The 24,569-nt window shown below is 60.3% G+C and carries 23 protein-coding genes and 1 tRNA gene; 9 read left to right on the top strand and 15 right to left on the bottom strand.

Features of this window, described 5'->3' with window-relative positions:
• Positions 1–66 precede the first annotated feature (66 nt).
• Positions 67–504, bottom strand: coding sequence for a hypothetical protein (locus DW233_RS04425; protein ID WP_118266911.1), 438 nt, complete (start codon positions 502–504; stop codon positions 67–69).
• A gap of 467 nt (positions 505–971) precedes the next feature.
• Between DW233_RS04425 and DW233_RS04420 the strand changes: the two genes are divergently transcribed.
• Positions 972–1,724 (top strand): hypothetical protein, encoded by a 753-nt coding sequence (locus DW233_RS04420; RefSeq protein WP_118266910.1) that lies wholly within the window; start codon positions 972–974, stop codon positions 1,722–1,724.
• A 150-nt stretch (positions 1,725–1,874) separates the two neighbouring features.
• Here the strand turns inward: DW233_RS04420 and DW233_RS04415 are convergent, their stop codons facing one another.
• The 4 genes from DW233_RS04415 to DW233_RS04400 all read right to left on the bottom strand — a co-directional run bounded on the left by DW233_RS04415 (position 1,875) and on the right by DW233_RS04400 (position 5,934).
• Positions 1,875–2,702: a hypothetical protein gene (locus DW233_RS04415; protein ID WP_118266908.1), complete on the bottom strand. Its 828-nt coding sequence runs from the start codon at positions 2,700–2,702 to the stop codon at positions 1,875–1,877.
• Positions 2,703–2,776: 74 nt separating this feature from the next.
• A complete protein-coding gene (locus DW233_RS04410) occupies positions 2,777–3,379 on the bottom strand; it encodes a ClpP family protease (protein ID WP_118266906.1) in 603 nt (200 codons plus the stop codon).
• 114 nt (positions 3,380–3,493) lie between these two features.
• Positions 3,494–4,978 carry a VirD4-like conjugal transfer protein, CD1115 family gene (locus tag DW233_RS04405; RefSeq protein WP_158564414.1) on the bottom strand — a complete coding sequence of 495 codons (1,485 nt, stop codon included), beginning with the start codon at positions 4,976–4,978 and terminating at the stop codon, positions 3,494–3,496.
• Between the two features lie 38 nt (positions 4,979–5,016).
• On the bottom strand, positions 5,017–5,934 hold the full coding sequence (locus DW233_RS04400; protein ID WP_117767002.1) for a hypothetical protein: 918 nt from the start codon (positions 5,932–5,934) through the stop codon (positions 5,017–5,019).
• 290 nt (positions 5,935–6,224) lie between these two features.
• Here DW233_RS04400 and DW233_RS04395 point away from each other — a divergent pair, with 290 nt between their 5' ends.
• Positions 6,225–7,661: a hypothetical protein gene (locus DW233_RS04395; RefSeq protein ID WP_147357129.1), complete on the top strand. Its 1,437-nt coding sequence runs from the start codon at positions 6,225–6,227 to the stop codon at positions 7,659–7,661.
• 69 nt (positions 7,662–7,730) lie between these two features.
• On the opposite strand, the gene DW233_RS04390 is transcribed toward DW233_RS04395, so the two are convergent.
• Complete coding sequence (locus tag DW233_RS04390; RefSeq protein WP_118266948.1) at positions 7,731–8,618, bottom strand: nucleotidyl transferase AbiEii/AbiGii toxin family protein; 888 nt, start codon at positions 8,616–8,618, stop codon at positions 7,731–7,733.
• An 18-nt stretch (positions 8,619–8,636) separates the two neighbouring features.
• On the bottom strand, positions 8,637–9,311 hold the full coding sequence (locus DW233_RS04385; protein WP_199408775.1) for a type IV toxin-antitoxin system AbiEi family antitoxin domain-containing protein: 675 nt from the start codon (positions 9,309–9,311) through the stop codon (positions 8,637–8,639).
• 499 nt (positions 9,312–9,810) lie between these two features.
• On the opposite strand from DW233_RS04385, the gene DW233_RS04380 reads away from it, so the two are divergent.
• From DW233_RS04380 to DW233_RS04370, 3 genes are read left to right on the top strand one after another with little or no spacing between them, the layout of a single operon-like run.
• Positions 9,811–10,353: a DUF4342 domain-containing protein gene (locus DW233_RS04380; RefSeq protein WP_099432254.1), complete on the top strand. Its 543-nt coding sequence runs from the start codon at positions 9,811–9,813 to the stop codon at positions 10,351–10,353.
• 18 nt (positions 10,354–10,371) lie between these two features.
• Positions 10,372–11,157: a response regulator transcription factor gene (locus tag DW233_RS04375; protein WP_118266902.1), complete on the top strand. Its 786-nt coding sequence runs from the start codon at positions 10,372–10,374 to the stop codon at positions 11,155–11,157.
• On the top strand, positions 11,141–12,436 hold the full coding sequence (locus tag DW233_RS04370; RefSeq protein WP_118266900.1) for a cell wall metabolism sensor histidine kinase WalK: 1,296 nt from the start codon (positions 11,141–11,143) through the stop codon (positions 12,434–12,436). The genes DW233_RS04375 and DW233_RS04370 overlap by 17 nt, the downstream gene beginning before the upstream one ends.
• A 295-nt stretch (positions 12,437–12,731) precedes the next feature.
• Here the strand turns inward: DW233_RS04370 and DW233_RS04365 are convergent, their stop codons facing one another.
• Both DW233_RS04365 and DW233_RS04360 read right to left on the bottom strand, forming a co-directional pair.
• Positions 12,732–13,106, bottom strand: a complete 375-nt coding sequence (locus DW233_RS04365) for a VOC family protein (protein WP_117757630.1) — start codon at positions 13,104–13,106, stop codon at positions 12,732–12,734.
• Positions 13,107–13,117: 11 nt separating this feature from the next.
• Positions 13,118–13,405, bottom strand: a complete 288-nt coding sequence (locus DW233_RS04360; RefSeq protein WP_117564906.1) for a PTS sugar transporter subunit IIB — start codon at positions 13,403–13,405, stop codon at positions 13,118–13,120.
• Between the two features lie 163 nt (positions 13,406–13,568).
• Here DW233_RS04360 and DW233_RS04355 point away from each other — a divergent pair, with 163 nt between their 5' ends.
• Both DW233_RS04355 and DW233_RS04350 read left to right on the top strand, forming a co-directional pair.
• Positions 13,569–14,192 carry a hypothetical protein gene (locus tag DW233_RS04355; RefSeq protein WP_117564905.1) on the top strand — a complete coding sequence of 208 codons (624 nt, stop codon included), beginning with the start codon at positions 13,569–13,571 and terminating at the stop codon, positions 14,190–14,192.
• A gap of 31 nt (positions 14,193–14,223) precedes the next feature.
• Positions 14,224–14,308, top strand: a tRNA-Leu gene (locus tag DW233_RS04350).
• 431 nt (positions 14,309–14,739) lie between these two features.
• On the opposite strand, the gene DW233_RS04345 is transcribed toward DW233_RS04350, so the two are convergent.
• The 6 genes from DW233_RS04345 to larC all read right to left on the bottom strand — a co-directional run bounded on the left by DW233_RS04345 (position 14,740) and on the right by larC (position 20,154).
• Complete coding sequence (locus DW233_RS04345; RefSeq protein WP_118266898.1) at positions 14,740–15,744, bottom strand: hypothetical protein; 1,005 nt, start codon at positions 15,742–15,744, stop codon at positions 14,740–14,742.
• A gap of 20 nt (positions 15,745–15,764) precedes the next feature.
• Positions 15,765–16,526 (bottom strand): septum formation initiator family protein, encoded by a 762-nt coding sequence (locus DW233_RS10430; protein WP_233547938.1) that lies wholly within the window; start codon positions 16,524–16,526, stop codon positions 15,765–15,767.
• A 195-nt stretch (positions 16,527–16,721) separates the two neighbouring features.
• The gene (eno, locus tag DW233_RS04335; RefSeq protein WP_118266894.1) at positions 16,722–18,011 is read right to left on the bottom strand and encodes a phosphopyruvate hydratase; all 1,290 of its coding nucleotides are present in this window, start codon (positions 18,009–18,011) and stop codon (positions 16,722–16,724) included.
• Positions 18,012–18,199: 188 nt separating this feature from the next.
• Positions 18,200–19,060, bottom strand: a complete 861-nt coding sequence (gene mazG / locus DW233_RS04330) for a nucleoside triphosphate pyrophosphohydrolase (protein ID WP_118266892.1) — start codon at positions 19,058–19,060, stop codon at positions 18,200–18,202.
• 2 nt (positions 19,061–19,062) lie between these two features.
• The gene (gene yfcE / locus DW233_RS04325; RefSeq protein WP_117646212.1) at positions 19,063–19,611 is read right to left on the bottom strand and encodes a phosphodiesterase; all 549 of its coding nucleotides are present in this window, start codon (positions 19,609–19,611) and stop codon (positions 19,063–19,065) included.
• Positions 19,612–19,668: 57 nt separating this feature from the next.
• Entirely contained in the window at positions 19,669–20,154 is a 486-nt protein-coding gene (gene larC / locus DW233_RS04320; protein WP_118266890.1) for a nickel insertion protein, read from the bottom strand.
• A 382-nt stretch (positions 20,155–20,536) separates the two neighbouring features.
• Here larC and DW233_RS04315 point away from each other — a divergent pair, with 382 nt between their 5' ends.
• Positions 20,537–24,103, top strand: coding sequence for an ATP-binding cassette domain-containing protein (locus DW233_RS04315; RefSeq protein WP_118266888.1), 3,567 nt, complete (start codon positions 20,537–20,539; stop codon positions 24,101–24,103).
• Complete coding sequence (locus DW233_RS04310; protein ID WP_089573587.1) at positions 24,103–24,522, top strand: nitrous oxide-stimulated promoter family protein; 420 nt, start codon at positions 24,103–24,105, stop codon at positions 24,520–24,522. The genes DW233_RS04315 and DW233_RS04310 overlap by 1 nt, the downstream gene beginning before the upstream one ends.
• Positions 24,523–24,569 lie beyond the last annotated feature (47 nt).

The following is a 24,569-nucleotide window of genomic DNA, read 5'->3' as shown; positions in this document are numbered from 1 at the left end:
GCATCGGGCGAGCTTCCGGCTCCTCGGGCTTAACCGCAGCAGACGCGCTCCGAATCTCGCAAGCGGCTATGGCTGAAGCGTCTTTATGTGACCCAATGCACACAACAGTATTGTTCTCTTTTGCTCAAAGTAAGATCGAAGCAACGCATATATTCCCAAGACAATCAAGAATAGCGCCACAATAATCCGCGCAGCAATTGGATTGCTGGCTATCAGCGCAGACAAATATGCTCCGACCGTAAGAGAAATAATGATGCCAATCAGACTGAGGGCCCAGCTCGTATAATGCGTTTCAGCAACCGCCTGTTCGATTATTTCACATTTCTTTTTCAGACTGATGTCCTCGTCAGCTCCAGCGAGAGAGAAATCAATTCTTGAAATCAAATCGATTAATTCTGCCTCACTGTATTCGCTCTTCTTGAATCTTTTAATGAAGAAACCTCCCGGTCCAGGACCATAGATGAGATGGTTTACACGAAACAGGTCCCTATAGACAATTCCCATTGCAATCTCCCTAAATTCCAGTCAGATATGTTCTATCATTTCGTGTGGACAGATTTTTATCGGACTGCTGGCAACCATTCACTGGGTCATCCCGTTCAGCAAATCCTCGTTCAATTGCGCCCCGTGTCTTACATACCCACGCTCGAGCTTGCCTCCAAGCCTCGAGGCGTTGCGCTTTGCAAAGCGGAAATCGAATTCTCGACGGGAATGGAGCAGATTCACATTCCCCATGTCCAGAGACATGGCCCTCGTGATTACCCGCCCAACCATCAATGACCACGATGTTCAAAAGCGGTGACTATTCGGAGCGCTTCTTAGTGAGCATCAAGAGGCACCCACGCAGAAGGAGCGCATAGCCTCAGCACTGGAGGTGACTGGCGCTGGCATCCGGATCGACCGCATTGACGAGATTTTAATGTCCGGGCGATGGGTTAGAATCCGATTGGGGACTAGAGAAAGACAGCGCCATGGATGAAAGCAACAACAAACACCAGAACGAGCGGGATCAGGACCCCGGTTTCGCTCCCACTGTAAGCGGCGGCAGCACAACGCCCCTGAAGCGAAAGGCCACCATCGGCGCGGCAGTCGCGCTCGTCGTCGCGGGGCTCGGGCTCGGCGGCGCATGGGTGGCCGGCGCCTTCGCCCCCAAACCCGAGGCCACCGAAGCCGGTGGCACGCTCGCGGGAGACGACGGCAAGGACGTGGCGGACAAGGCCGCCGACAACGCCTCCAAGGCACCTGCCGCCGATAAGGAGAAGGTGGTGGAGGCGGACGCCGTGGCCGATGGTACCGCGAGGGCTGAGGACAAGGGGGCCGATGCGGAGAAGCCGTCGACGGGCTCGGACTCCTCGCCGTCCAAGTCGGACTCAAAGCCCTCTTCCGGCTCCACCAATAAGCCCAACCATGAGCATGAGTGGCAGGCTCCGTACCGCACTGAACCGGTATACACCACCGAAACCTATACCCTTGTCGACCAGAAGGCGTGGGACGAACAGGTTCGTAGCGGTAGCCATTTCCTGTTCTCGGACGGCCACATTTGCTATGACGGTATAGAAGCAATGAATTATCAGTTTCATACTGGCTGTTCTTATTCTGTAGTGGATGACTACAAGACAATCCACCATGAGGCGATTACGCATCAGGAGACGCGTCAGGTAGAGACCGGGACCAAGCAGGTCCTCACGGGCTACCGCTGCCCCGGGTGCGGCGCCGTGAAATAGCCCGTAGACACGCGTCCCATGCGTGATTTCGACGGGGACTGGGCTCGGAGACGCCCCACCCCATACGCCTGCTCCCTCGACCCCAGCAGGGCCCCGTGCGATTCGGCCGCTGCCTTCAAAGGCGATGGGAACAGCACTCGCCGCCTTTCCTCATTCGTCGGTGAACGGTTGAAACAGCGGCACTTCCCCGCGCTTCTCATACCCGCGCTCGAGCTTCATCCCAAGCTCCGCAGCGCAGCGCTTCGTTTCCTCGGTAAACAGGTCATCGATTGCCCTGTCAATTCGCACGCAGGTCTCGAAATGCTCGTCCTTCCAGGGCAGATTGAGCCCCAGGCTCGTATCCCAATAGCCGCCGAGCTTTGCGTTGATTACCTCCTCGGGATACAGCACGTCTTGGCGAATACCTTCGATCGCCTCGTCCTCGTCCATGTCGCAGGCTGCATCGTCCTTCTTGAGACACTTGCGCAGCTCCTTTTGCTCGCGGATGCGATGCAGCGCGCTGGCGCACACCACAGCCAAAAAGCGATAACGTTCGCATAGGTCCCATTCGCCGCCGAGCCATACGCGATAGCCCAGAACGACGCTTGTGGGCTCCTCGTTGAGCAGGAACAGGTCCCACGGATACACTTCAGCGCACGCGTCCTCTCCCAGCTTTTGCGCGCCACCGCGCGTAAAAGCGCACGGCTCTACGTCGTAATAGCCAAAGCCGTGGTCCGCATTGCGACGATTGATGACATGCTTGGGCAACAGGACGATCTTGTCGCTGGGCTCGGGATCTATCTTCCGCAGCTTTTTGATCTTGCGGCGGGCGCGCTTTAGGTCGCGCTCGTTATCGACACGGCCACGGTCATCCGGCTTGCCGCCGTATCGCAGGGCAACCTCGGGTGCCAGGATCTTTGTGTCAGCAGCGCACAGCAGGTCGCTCACGGTGGGCAGATCTTCCCACTCAATACCGTCGACATCCCAAATCCTACTCATGTTCAACCTCTTTCTGGCTGTTCAACTACGTGCTCATTCGCCCTGTTTAACGTGCTTGTAGGGCATATGCCCCGCTAGAGCGCCTTCTTACTCGGAGCAATCACCTCGTCCACCAGGCCCAGCTCCAGGGCGCGCTTGGCGTTGCACCAGCAGTCGCGCTCGGTGAGCTCGTGGAACTCCTGCGCGCTCAGGTTGCCATGCTCGGCCAGCAGCTCGTCCAGCTCGGCGCGCATGGCCGCTGTATGCTGGGCCACAATCTCGATATCGGTCTGCTGCGCCATGCCTGTGCCGCCCATCAGTTGGTGGATGAGCGCCTGCGTGTGGCGGTACACCTGGCGGTGGTCGCCGCAGGCCAGGATCACCGCGGCCATCGAGGCCACGACGCCCTCGCCCACCGTGATCACGGGGCAGTCGAGCGACTGCATGGTGTCGATGAGCGCCAGCCCCGCCGTAACGCTGCCGCCCGGGCTGTTGATGATGAGGGTGATGGGCTCGGCCACGCTTTGATGTTCCAGCACCAGCATGGACTTAATGAGGCCGTTGCAGGTTAGGTCGTTGACCTCGCCCTCCAGCAGCAGCACGCGACTGTTGAGCAGCTCGCTTGCCATATCTACGGCGGCAACGCGACCGTCCTTAGACTTCTTGATGATGCTGGGTTCACGATACATAACGGACATGGTAATTCCCTTCTAAACGGAATCGGTAAGGAGGCAAAACGGGGCCGCACGGTTTACGGCTAATGGAAGCCGTGCGGCCAAATAAGCAAGATGGAGCACGCGAAGCCGCAAGGACTAATCCCTCAGCCACTTGGCCGCATTGGGATGATCACCGCAAAAATACTTCTTGGCACGGAAGGGGCGCATGCCGGTCACTTTGACCAGACAATCGGCGCGCGGCATAAGCCCCACCTCGCCCGGGGTTATCACGCAACCGCGCACATCGACGGCAGTGCGCTCGGCGCCCACATAGTTGGTGCCCAAAACCGACTCGCCACACAGCTCGCTTATGTAGTTCTGCGTCGCGATGTTGCTGCCGCCGCCCATGTAGACCAAGCTGTCGCAGTTATCGAGGATGGTATGAGCTGTGGTTTCGCCATACACACCATCGAGCTGGCTCAACGACTGCGCGCACATCAAAAAGCTCATGCCACGGCTGCGCACGGTCGCAATACTCCGCTCAAAATCGGGGATGCGGCCCACGTTGGGAAACTCATCCAGAATAAACTGCACGCGGCGCTGCAAATGCCCACTAGGGCTGGCGTCGGCGCGGCGCTGGGCCAGGTTAAACAGCTGCTTAAGGGCAACGTTGGCAAGCCATGCATTGGTCGAGTCGTTGTCGCTCACCTTAAGATCGATTACGCGCTTGCCCTCGTCGATACGGTCAAGACGCATTTCATCTTTCTCATAGACGCGCATGAGCTGGGGAGTCTTAAGCCGCGAGATGGTCGCATTGAGTGTGATCAGAATACTCTTAAGCGTCCTATCGGCTGCTCCGCGAAAATCGCGGTACTGCTCAACGCCATACAGGTCCGCGTTCGCCGACTCATACCTGCCAAGAAATTCCTTGGACTCCACCTGCCCCACAAGGTAGTCCAACGGAAATCGGCCCTCGCCATCTCCCGTGACCTTGATGAGCGCGGCCAGCTTAAAGACGTTGTTCATCTTAAGGTAGCGGCGCGGAGCCGTGGGATCCCCACCCGGCGCAAATGTGCCGGCAAGGCACTCCAAAAGGAACAGGATTCCAATAATCGCTCGGAGCAGCAGATCGCTCGCGTTGTCCCAAAACGGGTCGTTCCTAAAGCTGCGCCCATCAGGATCGACCCCCTCCATGATTGCCGCCACTGTGGTGGGGATATCCTCGACATCCATCACGTAACGCAGAGGGTCGTATCCGGCCGACCGCTCGGGATTAACAGTATCGAGAACCGTTACCTCGTAGCCGTCCTCTTCAAAGCCTTTCCCCGTACGGCGCAGCAGCTCACCCTTGGTGTCTGTGACCACATAACAGCATTCGTGGTGATTGAGCAGGTTGGGCAAAACGAAACTCGCCGTTTTGCCGCTGCCGGTTCCGCCAAAGACAAACACGTTGTTGGACACGCTCGTCTCCCAGTGCTTATCGCCCTCGTAAAAAGCAACCGTGGCACCGTGCGCCAAGATCACATCGCGCTGCTCATCGCCGGACGACAGCGCCTGCATTTCCTCCTTGGTCGCCCACTTCTTGGCTTGATACTCCGTTTGCTGTGCGGCCTCGTAGCCGTACATCTTAATGACCGACATGTCACGGCCCCTTTCTTGTCGATGGTTCTGCGTAGTTGCTAGGAAATACGGCCGATGCCTTCGCCCTCCTTGGGGCTTGTCGCGCATGGCAACTTGACCGCGCCGTCAATCAGTCGCTCGGCCTGCGCCACATAGCTCTCGCGCGCCACGGTTGAGACCGTCCCGTCGCGCAGATACGCAAGCAACGACTCGATCATCAGCTTGTCGAGCAGGTCGTATCCCTTGGCCTGAGCGTAGTTGAGGGTGTAGCGGTCCCGAAGCCTCTGTACCTTGGTTGCCAAATCGGTTTCCATCTTTTCCTCCCTGTAATAAAAGTTCTGCCGATTGTCCGAAAGCGCCTCAAACGGGCGTTTGACACATAGCTCGAAGTTGAAACGCGAACTCGCATCGAATACGCGTTGCTGAATCACGCGGTAACGTTCGAAAAACATGACGGCATCGTCTTCGTCCGCCGTAAATCCATGCGATCCATCGCGATGCACGTGGTCGCTGGGTCTTTTGTAGTCGATGCTTCGCACAAAGCGAGACGGAATGCGTCCCCCTTTTTCGGACGAGTACTTCATACCTGTCGAAACCTGCTCAAACATGAGCACGCCGCTCGATTTAAAGCGCGGATTGCTTCCGTGCCGAAACAGGCTAATTAAGATGGCCATGCAGCGCATACAGTTATCGCGCTGGGGAAAGTACAGCGACAGCAAAGCGAGCGCCGCCGCGGCCAAAAGCTCGCGAGCCTCGTGCACATCGTCTCGATACTGCTCGGGCACCAGCCCGGGAATATCGGGTGAATGCTTTTCCAGTACGCCAACAAGCGCCTTAGCGAGGCGTTCAACGTTCTCCTCACCGCAGTACGGATACGGAAACGGCTTCTCTGCCTTCACGTTCTTTTCGCACATGCCACGGAGGTCTTCGTCGAGCGTGTTGAGGAATACCTCATAAATGTTGTCTTCGTTCTTCATGGATGCTTCTTCCTGTCCAGTTGCAAATGTTTGTCGGTAAGTTTGTTCTAAGTTTTAGAATGTTCTGAGGCATAGGTAGTAGTTATTGACCTAACCTGCTGCTTCGTAAGTGAAATTGCCCTGCTCGATAGCGCAGTTTGCCTAAAGGCTGTATAGCGGTTGTATCAAGCAGTTAATATTGAGTTGGTTTTGGATTGCTTCGAGGATAGCACAGTGCGCTGTTCTCGTCATTAGAAATTATCAAATTATTCTGCTAATATATAACCCACTAAGAAGAAAGGTCTCTATACATGCGTGAAACAACATCATTGCCACGTCTCACCGCCGCCGCCCTCTCACGCGCGCTTAACCTGGAACAAGGCAGTCGCCTGCTCACTGTCCGTCTGCCTGGCGCTGTGGATGCCGAAGATCTCGCTAAGTGCTTTACCCTAAACGGTAACGGCGTGCCCGATATTTGTGAGCTTGAACCCGGCAAGCAGAATGCAAGCGATGATGATGCAGCGCCGGTGTTTGTCGATGCATCAAACTACTACCGCGCAAATAAGCACGATATCGAAAAAGACAGTGCCGCGCTCATCGATTATTTGGAGCCTGGCTACCTTGATTTTTGCGACTGGGGTCCTTTTATTTGGTGCCTGTATGCTCTCGCCCTTTCGGGCCGCACTCGAGCAGCCGTGGTACTTCCCGCCGATTTACTTGATAAAGCTGAACAAGCACGCACGATTTTGATACGCGAAGGGCTCATCGAGAGCGTCGTTTATTTGCCACTTTCCGAGCCCAGGCCCTACATGACAAGCGCGCTCCTCATACTGTCTTCAGGAAATCGCAGCGTTGCATTTCGCAGCGCAATTGAGCCCGGACCGCGTTTTCAATATGTGACTAAAACATCGTATTACTCTGATATCACCTTTTCTATCTCTCCTGACTGGGCCCGCATTGATACCAATACGCCAAGATCGACGCCAATCGAAACGTCCACTTTTGCCACGCGCGAGCTGCTCCAACACCACGCCGCTCTCTCAAAAGGCAAAATCAGCCTCATCGCCATCACCCGAAACTACAGCGCCACACTCGGTGACTCTTTTACGCGAGTCGCGCCATTCATGCCCCGCGAGAGCACGACATCGAACGACATTGACGCAGTCGAGGTTCGCCGCATCTCATCTCAGGATTTTCAAGACGGCAACCTTCTGCCCGCAGACGCTGTAGAAAGCGCAAACGGCTCGGATTCCAAAATCGTAAAGGTGGACCCCAGCGTTCTCGATCGTTATGAGCTCCGCGCTGGAGATATCGTCATGCCGCGCATGCTGGGTCGCTACGGCGCGTCCAACCTGCTCGTCGTCAGCTCCGATGACGCTAAGCAGCATCTGGTTGCTTCGCATAACACCACCGTCATTCGCCCGTCATTCCAAACGATGACCGAAGATGAACGCGTAGTGTTTTCGGAGATAATTGTTGGATACCTTACCGAAGGCCACGGGGCGCAGCTGATTCAAGCATTAACTGAAGCAGCCAGCATCCGCGCCATCCGTCCTAGCGACCTGTTTGAGATCGAAGTCCCGCCGGCGCTCGACCCGCGCACACGCGAGTATAGCGAATCCATCAACCGCTTTGCCGAGGTCGTAAGGACAAAGAAACAAGCCGAGGCCGCTGTCGCCCAAGCCCTGCGCGACCTCGAAGGCGCAAAAAAGGCCGTCACCCAGGTGGTCGACCAGACCTGCGAATAGCGCATAGGCAGTAGAAACGTCTTAAGCCGGCGACAGGAACTAATTCTGCCGCCGGCTTAACTATCTAGCCTATTCCCATCCCGTGGTCTGAGGATTCCATTTGCGCACATTCGCCGAATGATTAAAGCACGGTGTATACAACCGATTGACAACCTCTTCTGCCCCAGCAATGTTCCCCGCGAGATCAAGTACCCCCGCCTGCCTCGCCATCTTTACGTACTGTGCAGAACCATTTTGTTTCCACCAGAGAGGCGCCACGAACTCTTCCGGCATTGCCACTTTGCGGGCAGACGCTTCTTTCTCGACCCTCTCGACAAGCGTAGCCCCATCGACGAAGCAAGTTTTCGCGTACACCAAGATGTCGACTATATCCTTGATTCGCGATGAAGCACGGCCCTCATGCATCTCTATCATTGCGAGCAATTTATCTGCAAGGGCACTCTCCACTCGGCATACTCGATAGTCGCAGACTGGGAGCCCCCCGATATTCAGACGATCGATCGGCGCAAGAACCTCAGGCTCAAGTCCCCGCACTTCATCAATTACCAAGTCAATTGAAATTGGCTGTAGCTTCTTGGTTCCCATAAAGGGGGTGAACCACACCTTCGCACCGCACCGATACTCATCTTCTTCTTTGATTTGCTCTGCACGATCAAAGACGAACGAAACGAAATCCTCCAGATCAATCGAAGCAGCCTGCACCAGATCGACAATAGCCTCTTCGAGACTCTCCTCTTGAGCAACCAAGTCAATATCTCTTGTGACACGTGCATCGAGTGTTCGCGCCAGGACGCTTTGACCGCCCTTGAGCACAAAGCTGCCGTCATCTTCTGAAAAAACGCGACATAGGAAGCGATGAAAGTAGAAACCGACGATTGCCCGATTAGTATCCATTGGTGATTCTCTTGCGGCATTCCTAACAGCCATCTCCAATGCGGCAGGCGTTTTGTACTTCACCATGTCCTCCGTTTCGCATTACCCGTTCAGTACCATCAGCAAAGGCGCCATCAGCTCGCGTCGTTTGGCGGTTTTAGAGTTCTCCTCTACAAGATCCTTCAGCCGTTGTATATCGAGTCCACGTCCAAGCGCGTCGTGATAGGCATCGATAATTAATGAGGGATCCTCGCAATCGAGGCAAAGATCGACAAGCGTGCGCTCGGGTTTAGTTACCGGCAGGCCGTCGAGCCAAACGATGTCCCGCTCAGCAATCTCGCGCTTTACAAAAGAAAGGGATTCGTTTCTTGTATTGATACGCATGGGCGCGGTCATCCTGTAGGGGGACAGATAGAAATCGCCCATTTGCTGCAGGTTCGCCGCTGTCGTACCGCTCACGGCGATGCCATCCCACTGACGTTTTCTCTCCCACGCGCAAAGGGAGGGATTGGTGAGCTTCCAAAAGGCGTTGAGTTCGTCGGTGTCTCGGCGCTGCGTTCCAGACATCCGGTAGGCGCCGTGGCATATCCGTTCAAGACGCCCTGCGCGGCATGAGTGCGCCAGCGCATCTCGAGAGATGTCCATGCGAGCCGCCTGGGCTGTGGTGAACACGCCCTCGCTCTCGGAAAGCTCGCTTATCGCCGCTATGTTGCTAAAGTACTTCATGCTGCAATTGTAGGATATTTTCATACTTTTGCAACGTGATTTTTGATCCATTAGATCCGTTTGCCTTGTTTACCCCATTTCTGACGCCGTTTTGCACCGGCACCCCATCCCCCGCTATTGAGGTCTAATACTTTTCCGCGAAGTGAACGGCTGTTTTTGGACCCCTAAAACATCCGCATTTTTCGGCGGCAAAATCGTGGGATTTCAGCATTGAAACCGCAGGAAGCGGCACCTCTAAAGTGTCGATGCTTCGGGGGTCCGTTTTCACTCATTCACTTCTCGGAAAAGTATTAGACCTCGCTATCAGCTATCCCAAAGATCAGACCGCCCCACCTTCACGCCACGCAAAACCTGCCTTTTCTGCCCCTGCCCGCCTCCGCACCACCCAAAAACTCATCCAACATTAATCTTGGCTCAAGAATCGCTTAATCTATAACCTGCACTATAGAGTTCGACCAAGGGCGGGGCGGCGCAACGCAAACCGCCGAACGCAACGCTCGCGCCCGAGCAAATTGCCCGGCGTCGCGCCCATCGAACGAAAGGACAGGTCATGGACGACCTCGAAAAAGTTGAAACCATCCGCACCAAGTGCAGCGTGAGCTACACCGATGCCAAGGCCGCGCTCGACGCTGCCGACGGCAACGTTTTGGATGCCATCATTTGGCTCGAGTCGCAGGGCAAGACCCAGACCACGTCGGCGCATGCCGCCACCGAGTCCGCGCCAGTCGATGAGCCCTCTGCCGAGATGGTCGCCGCGCAGGCAGCCTACGAAAAGTCGAGCGAAAAGACCGACTTCTCCAAGAAGATGGACAGCGTGTGGGAGTACCTCAAAAAGCTCTTCCGCCTGAGCCTGGACACCAAGTTTATCGCCACGCGCCGCGATGCAATCATCCTCAACATCCCCATCCTGATCCCCATCGTCGCGCTGTTTGCCTGGGGCGCTACGATTTGGCTGATGCTGATTGGCCTGTTCTTTGGCATGCGCTACCGCATCGACAGCGACGGCGACGTGCCCGGCAGCATCAACAACCTTATGGATAGCGCTGCTAACGCCGCGGACGACATCAAGCAAAATCTCAACGACGACAAGTAATCGCAGACGGGGGCATGCATGGCACGGATCCTGATCGTAGAGGACGAGGAGAAAATCGCCCGCTTTGTGACGCTCGAGCTGGAGCACGAGGGCTACCAGGTGGAACACGCCGCCGATGGCCGCACCGCCGTGGACCTGGCGCTGGAGCGCGACTACGATCTGATTCTACTCGACGTGCTGCTGCCGCAGCTCAACGGTATGGAAGTGCTGCGGCGCATCCGCAAGCACAAGGATGTGCCGGTGATTATGGTCACCGCGCGCGATGCCGTGATGGACAAGGTGGCTGGGCTCGATGCCGGCGCCGACGATTACCTGACCAAGCCGTTTGCGATTGAGGAGCTGTTCGCACGGATCCGCGTGGCGTTGAAGCGCTCGGAGGCCATGCGGGCGGCTTCGGGCGTTGGCGGCGCCAGCGCCGGGGCTGGCGTAGCGAGCGGCACGGCCGCCGGTATCGCCACAATGTCCCCGGCAACCGACACGGCCCAGACCGCTGCCGCGCCCTCCCCTGCCACACTCACCGTGGGATCGGTTGCGCTCGACCCCGACCGCCGCGAAGTCACGGTCGGCGGCTCGCCCATCGCGCTCACGGCCCGCGAGTTCGACGTCCTCGCCCTGCTTATGGCGCACGCCGGCACCGTGCTCACGCGCGAGCGCATCGCGCATGAGGCGCTAGGCTACGACTACGTGGGCGATACCAACAACGTCGATGTGCACATCGCACATTTGCGCGCCAAGATCGAAGACGCTGGCGGCGCCCGCATCATCCAGACCGTGCGCGGGGTGGGCTATGTCTGCCGCGCATAACGCCGAGGCCAAGCGCGTCACCTCCATCGCCCGCGCCATCAACTGGGGCTATATGTGGCGCCGCTTGATGAGCTACGTCTGGCTCGATCTGTTGCTGATGGTGATTGCGGCGGCGATCCTCGTCTATGGATACAACCAGACGCTGCCCGACAGCGCGTTTACCGCAGGCTGGATTCCCGGCGCCACCGTTCACGGCATGTCGCTGACGCCCGCACGCGGCTGGGACCTGACAACGCTCACCTATACCGTCGAGTTTGCGCGTACCACCAAGACCTTCCCCCTCGCGCAGGACCTCGTCGCGCTATGGCCTCTCTACCTTGTCGTTATGGGTTGGCAGGTCATCAGCGTGCTCAACATGCTCGGCGGCGCCCGCCGCGTGCGCCGCACCATGGCGCCGCTCAACGACCTTGCCTTGCGCGTGGACGAGCTCGGCCGTATGCAGCTCTCCGGCGGCAAGATGGAAACGCTGGAGCAGGCCATCGAGCGCGCAAGCGTCGACTCGCCGAGCGTCACCACCGGCGACGCCGACCTGGCAAGCATCGAGGTCGCACTCAACCGCCTGCTGCGCCAGATGCAAGAGGCCAAGCTGCAGCAGATGCGCTTTGTCAACGATGCGAGCCACGAGCTGCGCACGCCCATCGCGGTGATTCAGGGCTACGTGAACATGCTCGACCGCTGGGGTAAAAACGACCCGGACGTACTGGCAGAGTCCATCGCCTCGCTCAAGGCCGAAAGCGAGCACATGCAGGAGCTCGTGGAGCAGCTGCTGTTTTTGGCGCGCGGCGATGCCGGACGCACGGCCCTGCGGCATGCGAATACCAACCTGGCCGCACTGGTCGGCGAGGTATGCGAGGAGTCGCAGATGATCGATGCCGAGCACACGTATCGGCTGGCTTTTGACGCCTTGCTTGCCAGCGACCCGCGCTGCGACGCGCCCGTCGACGTGGCGCTCGTGAAGCAGGCTCTGCGCGTGATCGTGCAAAACGCCGCCAAGTATTCGGACGCGGGCACGCCCATCTCGTTTGGCGTAGCGCCGGATGCGGGCGCAGGCACGATCGACATAAGTGTTGAGGACGAGGGTATCGGCATGAACCAGGAATCCGCAGCTCACGCGTTTGAACGGTTCTACCGCGCCGACAACGCACGCGATGCCGGCGCGCAGGGCTCGGGTCTGGGGCTTGCCATTGCCAAGTGGATCGTCGATAGCCATGGTGGTGTCATTGGCGTGACCTCAGTCGAGGGCGTCGGCAGCCGCTTTACGATTCGCCTGCCGCGGTAGGGGCGTCTCTCACGAATCGAAGGTGAATGCTTTTCCGCGAAGTGAACGACCTATTTTGGACCCCCGAAGCATCCACACTTTTTGACGCCAAAACTGCAGGAAAAACCTTACGAAACCGCAGGAAACGGTGCCTCCAAAGTGTCGATGCTCCAGAGGTCCGATTTCACTCGTTCACTTCATGGGAAACCATTCACCTTCGTTTTACGGCAGCCCGTCAGTCACCCTCTCGGCATTAAAAATGGGGTAAGGCCACGTAGCCTTACCCCATTTTTCGTTAGCTATGGCAGCTTGTGCGCTACTCGCGGCACAGGTGCACGGCGAAACCGGCAAACTCGCGCTTAAAGTACACGAGCTTGGTGCCGCCGTCGGGCAGCAGCACGCGCGACTCCTCGTTGACCTCGAGCCCGCGCTCGGCAAACCACTTCTCGGCCGCATCGATGTCGTTGACAGCAAAGCCAATGTGGCCCTTGGCGCCACGACCGTTCTGCTTCATGATCTCGACCAGCGAATCGTTAAAGTACGAAACCGGGGTCTCGATAACGGGCAGGCCCATCATCGTCGAGAACAGCTCCGCGATCTCCAGGGCGTCTGCCGGGTCAGTGGCGTTAATGCCCACATGGGCAACGCGCATGCCAAAGAGCTCTACCGGGTTGGCGTTCTGCTCACTCATACAGTCAGCGCCTACTGAGCCATAACGTCGAGGACGGCCTTCTCGGCAGCGACGCGGTTCATGCCGGTCATGAAGGGCACGCCACTCACGTACGGGCAGGTGAGGCCCTCGGGGGCAACGGTGGTGGCGATCAGCAGGTCGGCGCCCTCGTCGCAGTAGTCCTTGGCCTCGGAGATGGCGCACTGCACGATCTCGTACTTGCCGGCGTAACCGTTGGCGTCGAGCAAGGTGGCGACCTTCTGGGCAACGAGCGTGGAAGTAGCAGCGCCAGCACCGCAAGCCAAAACGATCTTCTTCATAGGTAATGTCTCCCTTCATGGTTTACTTTAGGTAAGTGTACCGCAGCGAGCGATAGCACTCGGCCTCGATGAGCTTTTATGCCAGTTTGCTTGCGCGCTGCGTATAATACATCCAGTACGTGTTGTCATACCGCTCGCTTTATGAGTGACTAAGGACCCTAATATGCCCGATTCCCGCACACTCTGGACCGCCGTCGTTATCATCTGCATCGCCGTGTCGGTGTTCTTTAGCGTCAAAAAACGCACCACGTTTAAACGCCTGCAGCAGCTTATGGCCGCTAAGCAGTGGGACGAGTTCGATCGTTTGCTCGACGGCAAACTCACCAGCATGCTGTACCCGCGCTACAACCGCGACTACCTGCGCCTGAACTCCTATCTGCTGCGCGAGGACCACAAGCGCGCCGATGAGATGTTCGATTTGCTGCTGGGGCTCAATCTGCCCAAGATGCAGCGCGTCGACCTGGTCATTAAGGCCTTTAACTACTACGTTGGTCAGGAGGACCGCAAAAAGTCCAAGGAATTGCTGCGCGAGATCAAAGGCTTTGAGGGCGGCCAGGCCGAGGCAGTCGCGCACGAATGCCAGCTGATGTATGACACGATGATCCTCAAGCGCCACAACGATATTCCCGAGCTGGAGCGCATGCTCAAGGAAGCCGGTGACGACAAGGTCAAGAGCTGCCGCCTGGAATACCTGCTGGCCCTGCAGTACCAGAACAAGGGCGACGAAGCCAAGTTCCAGGAGTTCCTGGAGAAGTCGGGCCAACACTCGATGGCCGTCAACGCGTAACGGGCGGCTTGTGCTAGACTTCTAGTCTCACGGGGGCGTGGCGGAATTGGCATACGCAGGAGACTTAAAATCTCTCGCCGCAAGGATTGTGGGTTCGAGTCCCACCGCCCCTACCACGTATTGTTTACGGGCCCGTGTCCCCCAGGGATGCGGGCTCGTTTCTTTAAGATGCCGGCGGGACTCGAACCCGCGAGGGGGCGAGCGTTAAGCGGACGCGCAGCGTCCGTAGCGAGCCGGCGAGGGCGCCGACAGGCGGCCGAAGCCGGTGCGTATTTGCGCAGCAAATGCGCAGACGTCCCACCGCCCCTACCATTTGGCTTTTACGGGCCCGTGTCCCCCGGGGATGCGGGCTCATTTCTTTTGAACGCCGTCAACTGCAGAGCAGATAATTTGGGACGGGGCTTTTTTGACTGCCCATATCAACCCAAGGACTGTCCCCAGGTGCCGGCAGAAAAGGAACATCCCTAAGTGCCGGCTGTTGAGTTGCGGTGGAATAGGGACTGTTTGGGGCCCGAAAGGGCGATTTTAGTCCATATTTCACCGCAACTTATTGGAGGACGCTGAGGCTCGGGGTCCAGCCGATGGTGGGTAGCTCACCGTCGAGAGCCTCGTTAATGGTGGCGGCCATGCCGGCAAGCAGGCTGTTCTCGCTTACGGTGAGCGTGTCGTAGCCGCCGGCTCGCATAAGCTCGCGAATCACCACGGCACCAGCCAAGATCACGCCCGCGCGTTTGGGCTGTACACCCGGTAGCGCGGCGATGCCTTCCGCGTCCAACACAGACATGCGCTCGATAGCGGCCGAGACCTGCCCCAGCGACAGCTCGCGTAGGTGCACAAAGCTCGAATCGTACGGTTCCAGCTCGTGGACCAGAGCCACCAGCGTAGTCACCGTGCCGCCCACCGCGACTAAGCGTTCGGCGCGCTCAAAGTCGACAGGCAGGCCCTCAAAATAGGCGGCGAACTGCTCGCCTGCCCACGCGGCAGCGGCAGCAAGCTCGCCATCCGCGGGCGGCAACGCGGAGAAAAAGCGCTCCGTCACGCGACGGCAACCGATGTCCAGCGAGCGCGTTCCCTCCAGCGCAAAGACGCTGCGCTCCGGAGCGTATACGCCCGTCGCGAGCTCCGTGGAGCCGCCGCCCGAATCCGCGACGATGATGCGCTCGCCGGCAAAGTCGTGCGCCACGCCAAAAAATGTCAGGCGCGCCTCGACCTCGCCCGGAATCACCTGTGGTTTGAGCCCCAACTCGCGCAGGCCGTCCAGCAGCAGCGCGGCATTGGACGCATCGCGCGCGGCACTCGTGCACGTGGTGCAGACGCACACGGCCCCAAAGGCACGGGCCTCGTCCACAAACATGTGACACGCAGCGAGCACACGCTCAACGGCCGCCTCGCAAAAGCGGCCCGTCGCGTCCACGCCCTCGCCCAGGTCGGTAATCTCGGTATGCTTGGACGATTCCACGATTGCCCCGGCCTCGACCTGGGCCAACACCAGTCGCGACGACACCGTTCCCAGGTCGATCGCGGCTACCTTATAGCGTTTGCAATTTGTCATTGCGGGCTCCCCTCCGGGCGCTATTTGCCGTTGGACACGACCGTCTGACCCTCGACGCCGTTAAACCCAAACAGCATGTCGAGCGCCTGGATGTACCACGGCGCGTCCTTGCCGACTTCTTCGATTTCCTTGGCCACTTCGCTGGCCTTCTTGGCGTTTGAGGACTTTTTGCTCGACGACGAGTCAGAATCGTCGTCCAAGCCTAGCACGTCAATCTTCTTCTCGCCGGGCATCACCAGGCCCAGGTCCTCGGACGCCGCGTCCTTGATACCCTCCTCCGAGAGCAGCTTGTCGACGCTTTTTTGCAGGTCGTCGTTATATTGCTCGCGAATCTCGACCTGCTTGGCCAAGATGTCGCTCGAGCGTTTTGCCACATACAGGTCGCGCACGGGGAAGTACAGGCTCACGAGCGCCAGGGCCACCACGATACCGATAAACAGCGGGCGCAGAGATCCATGCGTAAAGTCATAGATCGCCTTGACCACCGCATTGTCGTTGGCGTAGCGCATAAAGTCCGAGCCCGAAAGACGGCTCGAAGGTCTGCTCGATTTGTCGTGCGTCTGGGCCGACGGACGCGACGAATGCGACGAACGTGTCGGACGTACTGGTCCATCTGTCGAAGTATTCACTTGAGCATTGGGGCGCGAGGTACTTGTCGGGCGCTGCGTGGAGCGGTCGGCGCCGGCGTAGGCGGACCCACCGAGCTGCACCGTGCGCGCAGGGCGAGGCGACGGCTCGCGCGAACCGGCGGAATAGTACCTGTTGTCGTAAATCTGATCCATGTGCGCCTTGTGCGGTTGAGGTTTGTTTGCGCTAAGTCCTTTAGTTATAGCACGAGCATGCGCACCGCCTTCGCCAGCCTTTGCTCGACATAAAAAAGGCGCTGAGCCATACGGCCCAGCGCCCGATAGCGCTCTGTAGCATCTAACTGAAGCGGGGCAAAGCCGAGTCTGTCCCTCCCCACCAAGCTCGTCTGTTTATCGAATGTTGTAGAACGCGGCCTTGCCGGCGTAGTGCGCGCTGCCCTCAAGCTCGTCCTCGATGCGGATGAGCTGGTTGTACTTGGCGATACGGTCGCTGCGGCACGGGGCGCCCGACTTGATCTGGCCGGCGTTGACGCCCACGACCAGGTCGGCGATCGTGGAGTCCTCGGTCTCGCCGGAGCGGTGGCTCACGATGCAGGCGTAACCGGCCTCCTTGGCGGTCTCGATGGCCTCGAGCGACTCGGTGAGCGTACCGATCTGGTTGACCTTGACCAGGATCGCGTTGGCGGCGCCCAGCTCAATGCCCTTCTTAAGGCGCTCGGTGTTGGTGACGAACAGGTCGTCGCCCACCAGCTGCACCTTGTTGCCAATGCGACGGGTGAGCTCAACCCAGCCGTCCCAGTCCTCCTCGGCCATGCCGTCCTCGATGGAGATGATGGGATAGGTGTCGACGAGCTTCTCCCAGTAATCAACCATCTGGGCACTCGTGTACTCCACGCCCTCGCCCTTGAGCTCGTACATGCCGGTCTCGGCGTTGTAGAACTCGGTCGAGGCCGGGTCCATGGCGTACATGAAGTCGACGCCAGGCTTAAAGCCAGCCTTCTCGACGGCCTTGGTAATGTACTCGAACGGCTCGGCATTGGTCTTAAGGTTGGGCGCAAAGCCGCCCTCGTCGCCCATGCCGCCGCCCAGGCCGGCCTCGTGCAGCACGCCCTTGAGGGTGTGGTAGACCTCGGCGCACCAACGCAGGCCCTCGGCAAAGCTCGGGGCGCCCACCGGCATGATCATGAACTCCTGGAAGTCGACGTTATTGTCGGCATGCACGCCGCCGTTGAGGATGTTCATCATGGGCGTGGGCAGCAGATGGGCGTTGACGCCGCCCAGGTACTGGTACAGCGAAAGACCCGCCGACTCGGCAGCGGCGCGGGCGACGGCCAGCGACACGCCCAGGATGGCGTTGGCACCGAGCTTGGTCTTGTTGGGGGTACCGTCCGCGGCAATCAGCGCGGCATCGACGGCGCGCTGGTCGAAGGCGTCGAGGCCCACGACGGCGTTAGCGCACTCGTTATTGACGTGCTCGACGGCCTGCGAAACGCCCTTGCCCAGGTAGCGGCCCTTGTCGCCATCGCGCAGCTCGCATGCCTCAAAGGCGCCGGTCGAAGCGCCCGAAGGCACCATCGCGCGGCCGAAGCTGCCGTCCTCGAGCACGACCTCGACCTCGACGGTGGGGTTGCCGCGGCTGTCGAGTACCTCGCGACCGTAGACATCCAAAATATCGCTCATGTTGTCTCCCTCTCACTTGGAAACGGGTTGAATGCTTGGCGACACGGCTTGCACGCTACAGTGGCGCGCAGGTTCATAAGTTAGCCTTACCGCACTTTTTGCATTATGCCCTAAGTTAGCCAAGGGATACAATCTTTTTGAAAAATAATGGGGGCGATGAGAAAGTCCGTCCCGTCGCCCCCGCAGTCTTACTCCTCTGCCTTTGCGGCATCCCAGAGGTCATTGAGGCCGTGGGTCGAAAGCTCGGCCAGATCCACGTGGGCGTCGGCCGCCATCTGCTCCATCGCGGCCCAGCGGCGGCGGAACTTTGCCGTGCTCGCACGCAGGGCGCTCTCGGCGTCGATTCCCTCCTTGCGCGCAACGTTGACCAGGGCAAAGAGCAGGTCGCCAAACTCCATCTCGCGCTCGGGCGAGCCGGGAGCCTCGGCCTCAAACTCGGCACGCTCCTCGGCGACCTCGTCCCACACGTCCTGGACCGTCTCCCACTCAAAGCCCACGGCAGCCGCCTTGCGCGACACCTTCTGAGCCTGCATCAGCGCCGGCAGGTGCGTGGGCACACCGTCGAGCAGACCCTCGGGTGCGGCCCCGCCTGCCGCCACGGCCTGGTCTTTGGCGGCCTTCTCGGCAAGCTTGACCTCGTCCCAAATCTTGAGCACCTCGTCGGAGTTGTCGGCATCCGCATCGCCAAACACGTGCGGGTGACGACGGATGAGCTTGGCGTCGATATCGCGCGCCACATCGGCCAGCGAAAACTCGCCGGCATCCGCCGCAATCTGCGCATGCAGTACGACCTGCATGAGCACGTCGCCCAACTCCTCGCGCAGGTGTGCCGCGTCGTCGGCCTCGATGCAGTCGAGCGCCTCGTAGGCTTCCTCGATCATGTTCTTGCCAATGCTGCGGTGCGTCTGCTCGCGGTCCCACGGGCAGCCGTCGGGCTGACGCAGGCGCCAAATGGTCTGCACCAGATGCTGCAGCTCGGCCGACGCGTCTACCAGCGTGGACAGGTCGCGCGAGCCCTCGGCATTTTGCTGAGCCAGCTGCTCTGCCATGGTTATTCCTCCTCCAGGATCACGTGACGGAACGCGCCGTCCTCGTAGATGCCATAGCTGTGCGTACCGTCCTTGGGAATGCTCACGCTGCCGGGGTTGAAGAGCCACAGGCCCGGGTGCGCCTCGCTTGCCTCGTTAACCTTGATGTGCGTATGGCCGTAGACGAGCGCGGAGCCCTCGGGCAGCGCGGGCGCGTGATCAACGCTGTTATGCATGCCAGCGCCAAAGACGTGGCCATGCGTCAGGAACAGCTCGCGGCCGGTCTCGTCGAACAGCGTGGCGTAGTCGGCCATGACGGGGAAGTCGAGGACCATCTGGTCGACCTCGGCGTCGCAGTTGCCGCGCACCGCGATGATGCGGTCGGCCAGGGCGTTGAGCAGCGGAATCACACGCTTGGGGGCATAGTCGCGCGGCAGGTCGTTGCGCGGGCCGTGGTAGAGCAGGTCGCCCAGCAGCACGATGCGGTCGGGCTGCTCGGATTCGATGGCGGCGACCAGACGCTCGGTCCAGTATGCCGAGCCGTGAATGTCGGAAGCGATGAGGTATTTCATGGGGAGTCCTTTCGGTGTGGGGTTGATGGGGCTGGACGCGGGATGTCGCCGGCCGCGCTATTCAAATCGCAGTGCCGGGGCTTGTGCCGCCTGCATCACGCGCTGGAGCGGCACATTATGCTCGCGGGCAAGACGGGCGCAGTCCTCGTACTCGGGCGCCGCACGCTCACTGCCGTCGGGCAGGGTGGCTACTTTGACGGCCACCTCGCCCCAAGGCGTCGCTACCTGCTCAAAACGACGCGGCAGGCAGACGCGTTCCATCACCTGGCGACGAACGGCGTTGGTCGTGGTTTCCAAAAAGATAATCGTCTGCAGGCGTTCGATATCCTCATGCGAGCAAATCACCTGCAACTGCCATCCGGGGCGGCCCTTTTTGCAGTAGAGAGGCAACCAGTGCACCTCGCGGGCGCCTGCCTCGCGCAGGCGGTCGGCGGCATAGGCGAGTACCTCGGGCGACGCATCATCGATGTCGCACTCCAGCTTGACGATGGTTTCGGGCGCATCGGTCTCACGGGACAGCGGAGATGTACTTCCACGTTGCATACGGTCCGAATCCTTTCCGCACGGGCTCGTTTTATTCACCCAAACGCTAGCACATCGAACGTGGCACAGGCGTGACTTTCGTCCGTCGTCGCCCTTGCCCCTATCCAAACATGTACGTCAGCCTCCAAACATGTCATTTTTTGTCGGTTTTGGAGGCTGACGTACACGTTTTGGAGCGGGCCGCACACGATCAAAATTGCGCCCGCATTCCGTCCACCACAAAGTTCGCCGCACTCAACAATTTTGAACTTTCTACGCAGTTCAACGGCTAAAAATTACCCTCGGCATACTTAACCGCTGCACGATGTTACTCTAGTTGCATTTGGCTAACTAAGCGGCTGCCGACGACCCAGCCCGGCACCGTTACGGCATAGGAGGTTTCATGTTCGAGAAGCGGCTCTTCTCCCTGGTTCCGCAGGCAACGCCCTACATTATGGCAAGCGTCCTGTTTAAGTGGATCGCGCTCATGGCAAACATCACGGTGATGTGGATGCTTGCGCGCATCTTGGGCGGCATCGTCACGAACGGTCTTTCCGCCGCGCTCGCCGTCGATGCCCTCGCACAGGCGGCCTTGCCGCTCGCCGCCGCCATCATCGTGCGCGCCGCCTCCATCTACCTGGCCCAACGCGCCGGCGACAAGGCCGCGTTCGAGGCCGTCCGCCGCGTGCGCTCGCTCGTCTACGACAAGCTCACCGCACTCGGCCCCTCCTACACCGAAACCGTCCCCACCGCCGAGGCCGTCCAGACCAGCGTCGAGGGCGCCACGCAACTCCAGGTGTACTTTGGCGGTTACCTGCCGCAGCTCTTCTTTGCCGGTTTGGCACCCATCACGCTGTTTGTACTGCTCGTGGGCCAAGCGGGTCTTCCCGCCGCGCTACTGCTCGCCTGCGTTCCGGTCATCCCCGTCTCCATCATGATGGTCATGCGCAACGCCAAAAAGATCGGTGCCGAGTACTGGGGCAGCTATGTCGATCTTGGCGGCATGTTCCTGGAGGCCGTGCAGGGTCTCACCACCCTTAAGGTGTATCAGGCCGACCGCGACTGGCACGAGCGCATCAACGCCGAGTCCGAGCGTTTCCGCACAGCGACCATGCGCCTGCTGGTGATGCAGCTGCGCTCCATTTGCGTTATGGACCTGGTCGTCTATATGGGCGCCGCGCTCGGCATTATCGTGGCCGCACTGCAGCTCGCCACGGGCAAGATCGGCTTTGAGGCTGCCTTCCTCATCGTCTTTCTGTCACAGGAGTTCTTTTTGCCTATGCGCCGCCTGGGATCGCTGTTCCACACGGCCATGAACGGCATGGCCGCCTCGCGCCGCATGTTTGGCATTTTGGATACGCCCGAGCCCGAGCGCGGCGATGTTGAGCTTGATGGTCGCGGCGATATCGAGCTCGCAGGCGTGAGCTATGCCTACGGCGACCGCACCGTGCTGGACAGCGCCAGCGCGACCATTGCGCACGGCTCGCTCGTGGCACTCGTGGGCGAAAGCGGCGGCGGCAAGTCCACGCTCGCGGGGATTATCGCGGGCCGCAAGGACGCCTACCGCGGCAGCGTGCGCATCGGCGGCGTCGAGCTGCGCGATGTCACGGCCGCCTCACTCATGCGCGCCGTCACGCTGGTGCCCACCAACGGCTACCTGTTTGCCGGCACCCTGCGCGACAACCTGCTGCTCGCCCAGCCCAACGCCACCGACACCGAGCTTTTGCGCGCGCTCGACCGCACGCGCGTGGCGGCCTTTGTGCGGGCCAACGGCGGGCTCGACATGGTGATTAACGAGGGTGGCACCAACCTTTCGGGCGGCCAGCGCCAGCGCGTGTGCATGGCCCGCGCCCTGCTGCACGACTCGCCGATCTATGTGTTTGACGAGGCTACGAGCAACGTCGATGCCGCAAGCGAGGCCGCGATCGGCGAGGTCATCGCGTCGCTTGCCGGCGGGCACACTGTAATCGTGGTGGCACACCGCCTGTCGACGATCGTGGACGCCGATCAGATCCTGGTGCTGGAACGCGGCCGCATTGCCGAGCGCGGCACCCATGATGAGCTCCTGTCGGGCGCGGGCGCCTATGCGCGCATGTGGAGCAGCCAGGAGCAGCTCTCGGCATATACGTATGCGGAGGGTGATGCCGAGGATGCCGGCGCGGTTGAGGCTGTTGACAGCAGCGCTGCCTGTACCGATGGCCTCAACGGTGCTGGCTCGTCTTCCGCTGCCGCGGCCACTGACTCCGGCCGCGCCCGTCGCTCGGCACCGTCCATCATGTGGCGCATGATGGGGCTCGTCCGACCGCTTGCCGGCTGGCTTGTGCTAGCCGTCGCGCTGGGCAGCATTGGCATGCTCACCGCCGCGTTCGTGCCGGCCTTTGGCGCCCTTGGCCTTATGGCCGCGCTGGGCCGCAACGCCTTGGGGCTTGGTCTGATCGCAGCATGCGCGGCCTGCGCCGCCTGCGGCATCGCACGCGGGCCGCTCCACTACGGCGAGCAGCTCTGCAACCATTACATCGCATTCCGTCTGCTCGCGCACGTTCGCGACCTGGTGTTTGGCGCCCTGCGCCAGCTCGCCCCCGCCAAGCTCGAGGGCCGCGGCAAGGGCGAGCTCGTGAGCCTGGTCACCTCGGATATCGAGCTGCTCGAGGTCTTCTACGCGCACACCATCTCGCCCATTGCCATAGCTCTGGTCTGCACCGTTGTGTTTGAGGGCTTTTTGCTGGCTGTGAGCCCCGAGCTCGCGGGCATCGCGCTCGTGGCCTACGCGGTCCTGGGCGTGCTGCTGCCCCTGACCTCGGCCAAGGCATGCGGCACCACCGGCCGCCAGAGCCGCGAGGGCGCCGGTAAGCTGGGCGCCTTTGTACTCGACAGTCTGCGCGGCGCGGGCGAGACCATCCAGTTTGCCGGTGGCACCGATCGCAGCCGTGCCCTGGGCAAGCTGACCGAGCAAGTCGGCGCCGTGGACGCGCGCCTCGAGCGCCGCCAGGCGGTCAGCGAGGCCGTAGCCGATGCGCTTATTCTTGTGGCTAATCTGGTGATGCTCGGGCGTGCGCTGCAGCTGGTGGCTGCGGGAACGATTGACTTTGCCGCAGCGTTTGTCGCCGTCTTTACCTTTGTGTCGTCGTTTGGCTCGGTGATGGCCGTGAGCCGCCTGGGCGCCTCACTGCAGGAGACGCTCGCCTCGGGCGCACGCGTGCTCGATTTGCTCGACGAGCAGCCCCAGTGCGCCGAGGTCGCCGATGGACAGAACGTTGAGTTTGCCGGCGCCGCAGCCGAGCATGTGAGCTTTAGCTATGTGGGCGGCGTGGACGCGGGCGGTGCGGGCGCCACAGAGCAGGTCGCGAACGACACCGCTGCGAGTCTCATCCTCGACGACGTGACCTGCACCTTTGCGCCCGGTACCATGACCTGCATCATGGGGCGCTCGGGTTCGGGCAAGTCGACGCTGCTTAAGCTGCTCATGCGCTTTTGGGACCCCGCAGCCGGCACCATCACGGTGAGGGGCGTCGATGCCCGCCACATCAACACGGCGAGCCTGCGCAGCCACGAGGCCTATATGACCCAGGACACGCATCTGTTCTGCGGCACCGTACGCGAGAACCTGCTGGTCGCGCACGCCAACGCCACCGATGCCGAGCTGCTCGACGCTTGCCGCTCCGCCTCACTCACCACGCTCATCGACCGTCTGCCGCAGGGACTCGACACGCCCGTTGCCGAGCTGGGCGACTCGCTTTCGGGCGGCGAGCGCCAGCGCATCGGCCTTGCGCGCATCTTCCTCAACGACGCACCCTTCATCTTGCTCGACGAACCCACCAGCGCGCTCGATGCTCTCAACGAGGCGTCCGTGATGCAGGCAATCGACGAGCTCAAGCGCCGCGGCAAGACCATTGTGCTCGTGAGCCACCGTGCCAGCACCTGCGCGTTTGCCGATTTCTCGCTTTCGGTCGAGCACGGGAGGCTGAGCTAATGGCGCGCCCAGTCGACACACCGGAGCTAGCACGCAAACGTGAGCGTGAGGCCCAAATGGTGTCGCAGATGATTGCGCTGTGGTGTCGTGGGCATCATGGCGGCGGGCATGTGGTCGAACAGGCTGGCGGCGATGAGTCCGTGCGCGTGAAACTCGGCCTTCGAACCATTACGCTCTGCCCCGAATGCGCCGAGCTGCAGAAATACGCCATCGCGCGCATTGAGCACTGCCCGCACATGGGCACCAAGACATTTTGCTCGGCATGTCCTTCGCATTGTTACCGGCCTGCCATGCGCGAGAAGATCCGCGAGGTCATGCGCTGGTCGGGACCGCGCATGATCCGCTATCGCCCCATCACCGCCGTGAGACACGCGATGGTAACGGTGCAGGCCAAACGCGCGGCGGCACGAAGCAAGTAGTCGCCGGCGCCGGCACGCGCCGCCTGCCCTTTCCAGTCGGTTTCGAC

This window comes from Collinsella sp. AM20-15AC (assembly GCF_003471405.1).
Lineage (GTDB): Bacteria > Actinomycetota > Coriobacteriia > Coriobacteriales > Coriobacteriaceae > Collinsella.
This window is presented reverse-complemented; position numbering and strand designations above follow the sequence as displayed.

What these genes read in the sequence shown, in the direction of transcription:
- DW233_RS04415 (WP_118266908.1), bottom strand. Translation starts at nt 2,702, where the DNA reads ATGAGTAGGATTTGGGATGTCGACGGTATTGAGTGGGAAGATCTGCCC.
- DW233_RS04355 (WP_117564905.1), top strand. Translation starts at nt 13,569, where the DNA reads ATGCCCGATTCCCGCACACTCTGGACCGCCGTCGTTATCATCTGCATC.
- DW233_RS04410 (WP_118266906.1), bottom strand. Translation starts at nt 3,379, where the DNA reads ATGTCCGTTATGTATCGTGAACCCAGCATCATCAAGAAGTCTAAGGAC.
- DW233_RS04375 (WP_118266902.1), top strand. Translation starts at nt 10,372, where the DNA reads ATGGCACGGATCCTGATCGTAGAGGACGAGGAGAAAATCGCCCGCTTT.
- larC (WP_118266890.1), bottom strand. Translation starts at nt 20,154, where the DNA reads ATGCAACGTGGAAGTACATCTCCGCTGTCCCGTGAGACCGATGCGCCC.
- DW233_RS04345 (WP_118266898.1), bottom strand. Translation starts at nt 15,744, where the DNA reads ATGACAAATTGCAAACGCTATAAGGTAGCCGCGATCGACCTGGGAACG.
- DW233_RS04420 (WP_118266910.1), top strand. Translation starts at nt 972, where the DNA reads ATGGATGAAAGCAACAACAAACACCAGAACGAGCGGGATCAGGACCCC.
- DW233_RS04400 (WP_117767002.1), bottom strand. Translation starts at nt 5,934, where the DNA reads ATGAAGAACGAAGACAACATTTATGAGGTATTCCTCAACACGCTCGAC.
- DW233_RS04405 (WP_158564414.1), bottom strand. Translation starts at nt 4,978, where the DNA reads ATGTCGGTCATTAAGATGTACGGCTACGAGGCCGCACAGCAAACGGAG.
- DW233_RS04380 (WP_099432254.1), top strand. Translation starts at nt 9,811, where the DNA reads ATGGACGACCTCGAAAAAGTTGAAACCATCCGCACCAAGTGCAGCGTG.
- eno (WP_118266894.1), bottom strand. Translation starts at nt 18,011, where the DNA reads ATGAGCGATATTTTGGATGTCTACGGTCGCGAGGTACTCGACAGCCGC.
- DW233_RS04425 (WP_118266911.1), bottom strand. Translation starts at nt 504, where the DNA reads ATGGGAATTGTCTATAGGGACCTGTTTCGTGTAAACCATCTCATCTAT.
- DW233_RS04370 (WP_118266900.1), top strand. Translation starts at nt 11,141, where the DNA reads ATGTCTGCCGCGCATAACGCCGAGGCCAAGCGCGTCACCTCCATCGCC.
- mazG (WP_118266892.1), bottom strand. Translation starts at nt 19,060, where the DNA reads ATGGCAGAGCAGCTGGCTCAGCAAAATGCCGAGGGCTCGCGCGACCTG.
- DW233_RS04365 (WP_117757630.1), bottom strand. Translation starts at nt 13,106, where the DNA reads ATGAGTGAGCAGAACGCCAACCCGGTAGAGCTCTTTGGCATGCGCGTT.
- DW233_RS10430 (WP_233547938.1), bottom strand. Translation starts at nt 16,526, where the DNA reads ATGGATCAGATTTACGACAACAGGTACTATTCCGCCGGTTCGCGCGAG.
- yfcE (WP_117646212.1), bottom strand. Translation starts at nt 19,611, where the DNA reads ATGAAATACCTCATCGCTTCCGACATTCACGGCTCGGCATACTGGACC.
- DW233_RS04315 (WP_118266888.1), top strand. Translation starts at nt 20,537, where the DNA reads ATGTTCGAGAAGCGGCTCTTCTCCCTGGTTCCGCAGGCAACGCCCTAC.
- DW233_RS04395 (WP_147357129.1), top strand. Translation starts at nt 6,225, where the DNA reads ATGCGTGAAACAACATCATTGCCACGTCTCACCGCCGCCGCCCTCTCA.
- DW233_RS04385 (WP_199408775.1), bottom strand. Translation starts at nt 9,311, where the DNA reads ATGGATCAAAAATCACGTTGCAAAAGTATGAAAATATCCTACAATTGC.
- DW233_RS04310 (WP_089573587.1), top strand. Translation starts at nt 24,103, where the DNA reads ATGGCGCGCCCAGTCGACACACCGGAGCTAGCACGCAAACGTGAGCGT.
- DW233_RS04360 (WP_117564906.1), bottom strand. Translation starts at nt 13,405, where the DNA reads ATGAAGAAGATCGTTTTGGCTTGCGGTGCTGGCGCTGCTACTTCCACG.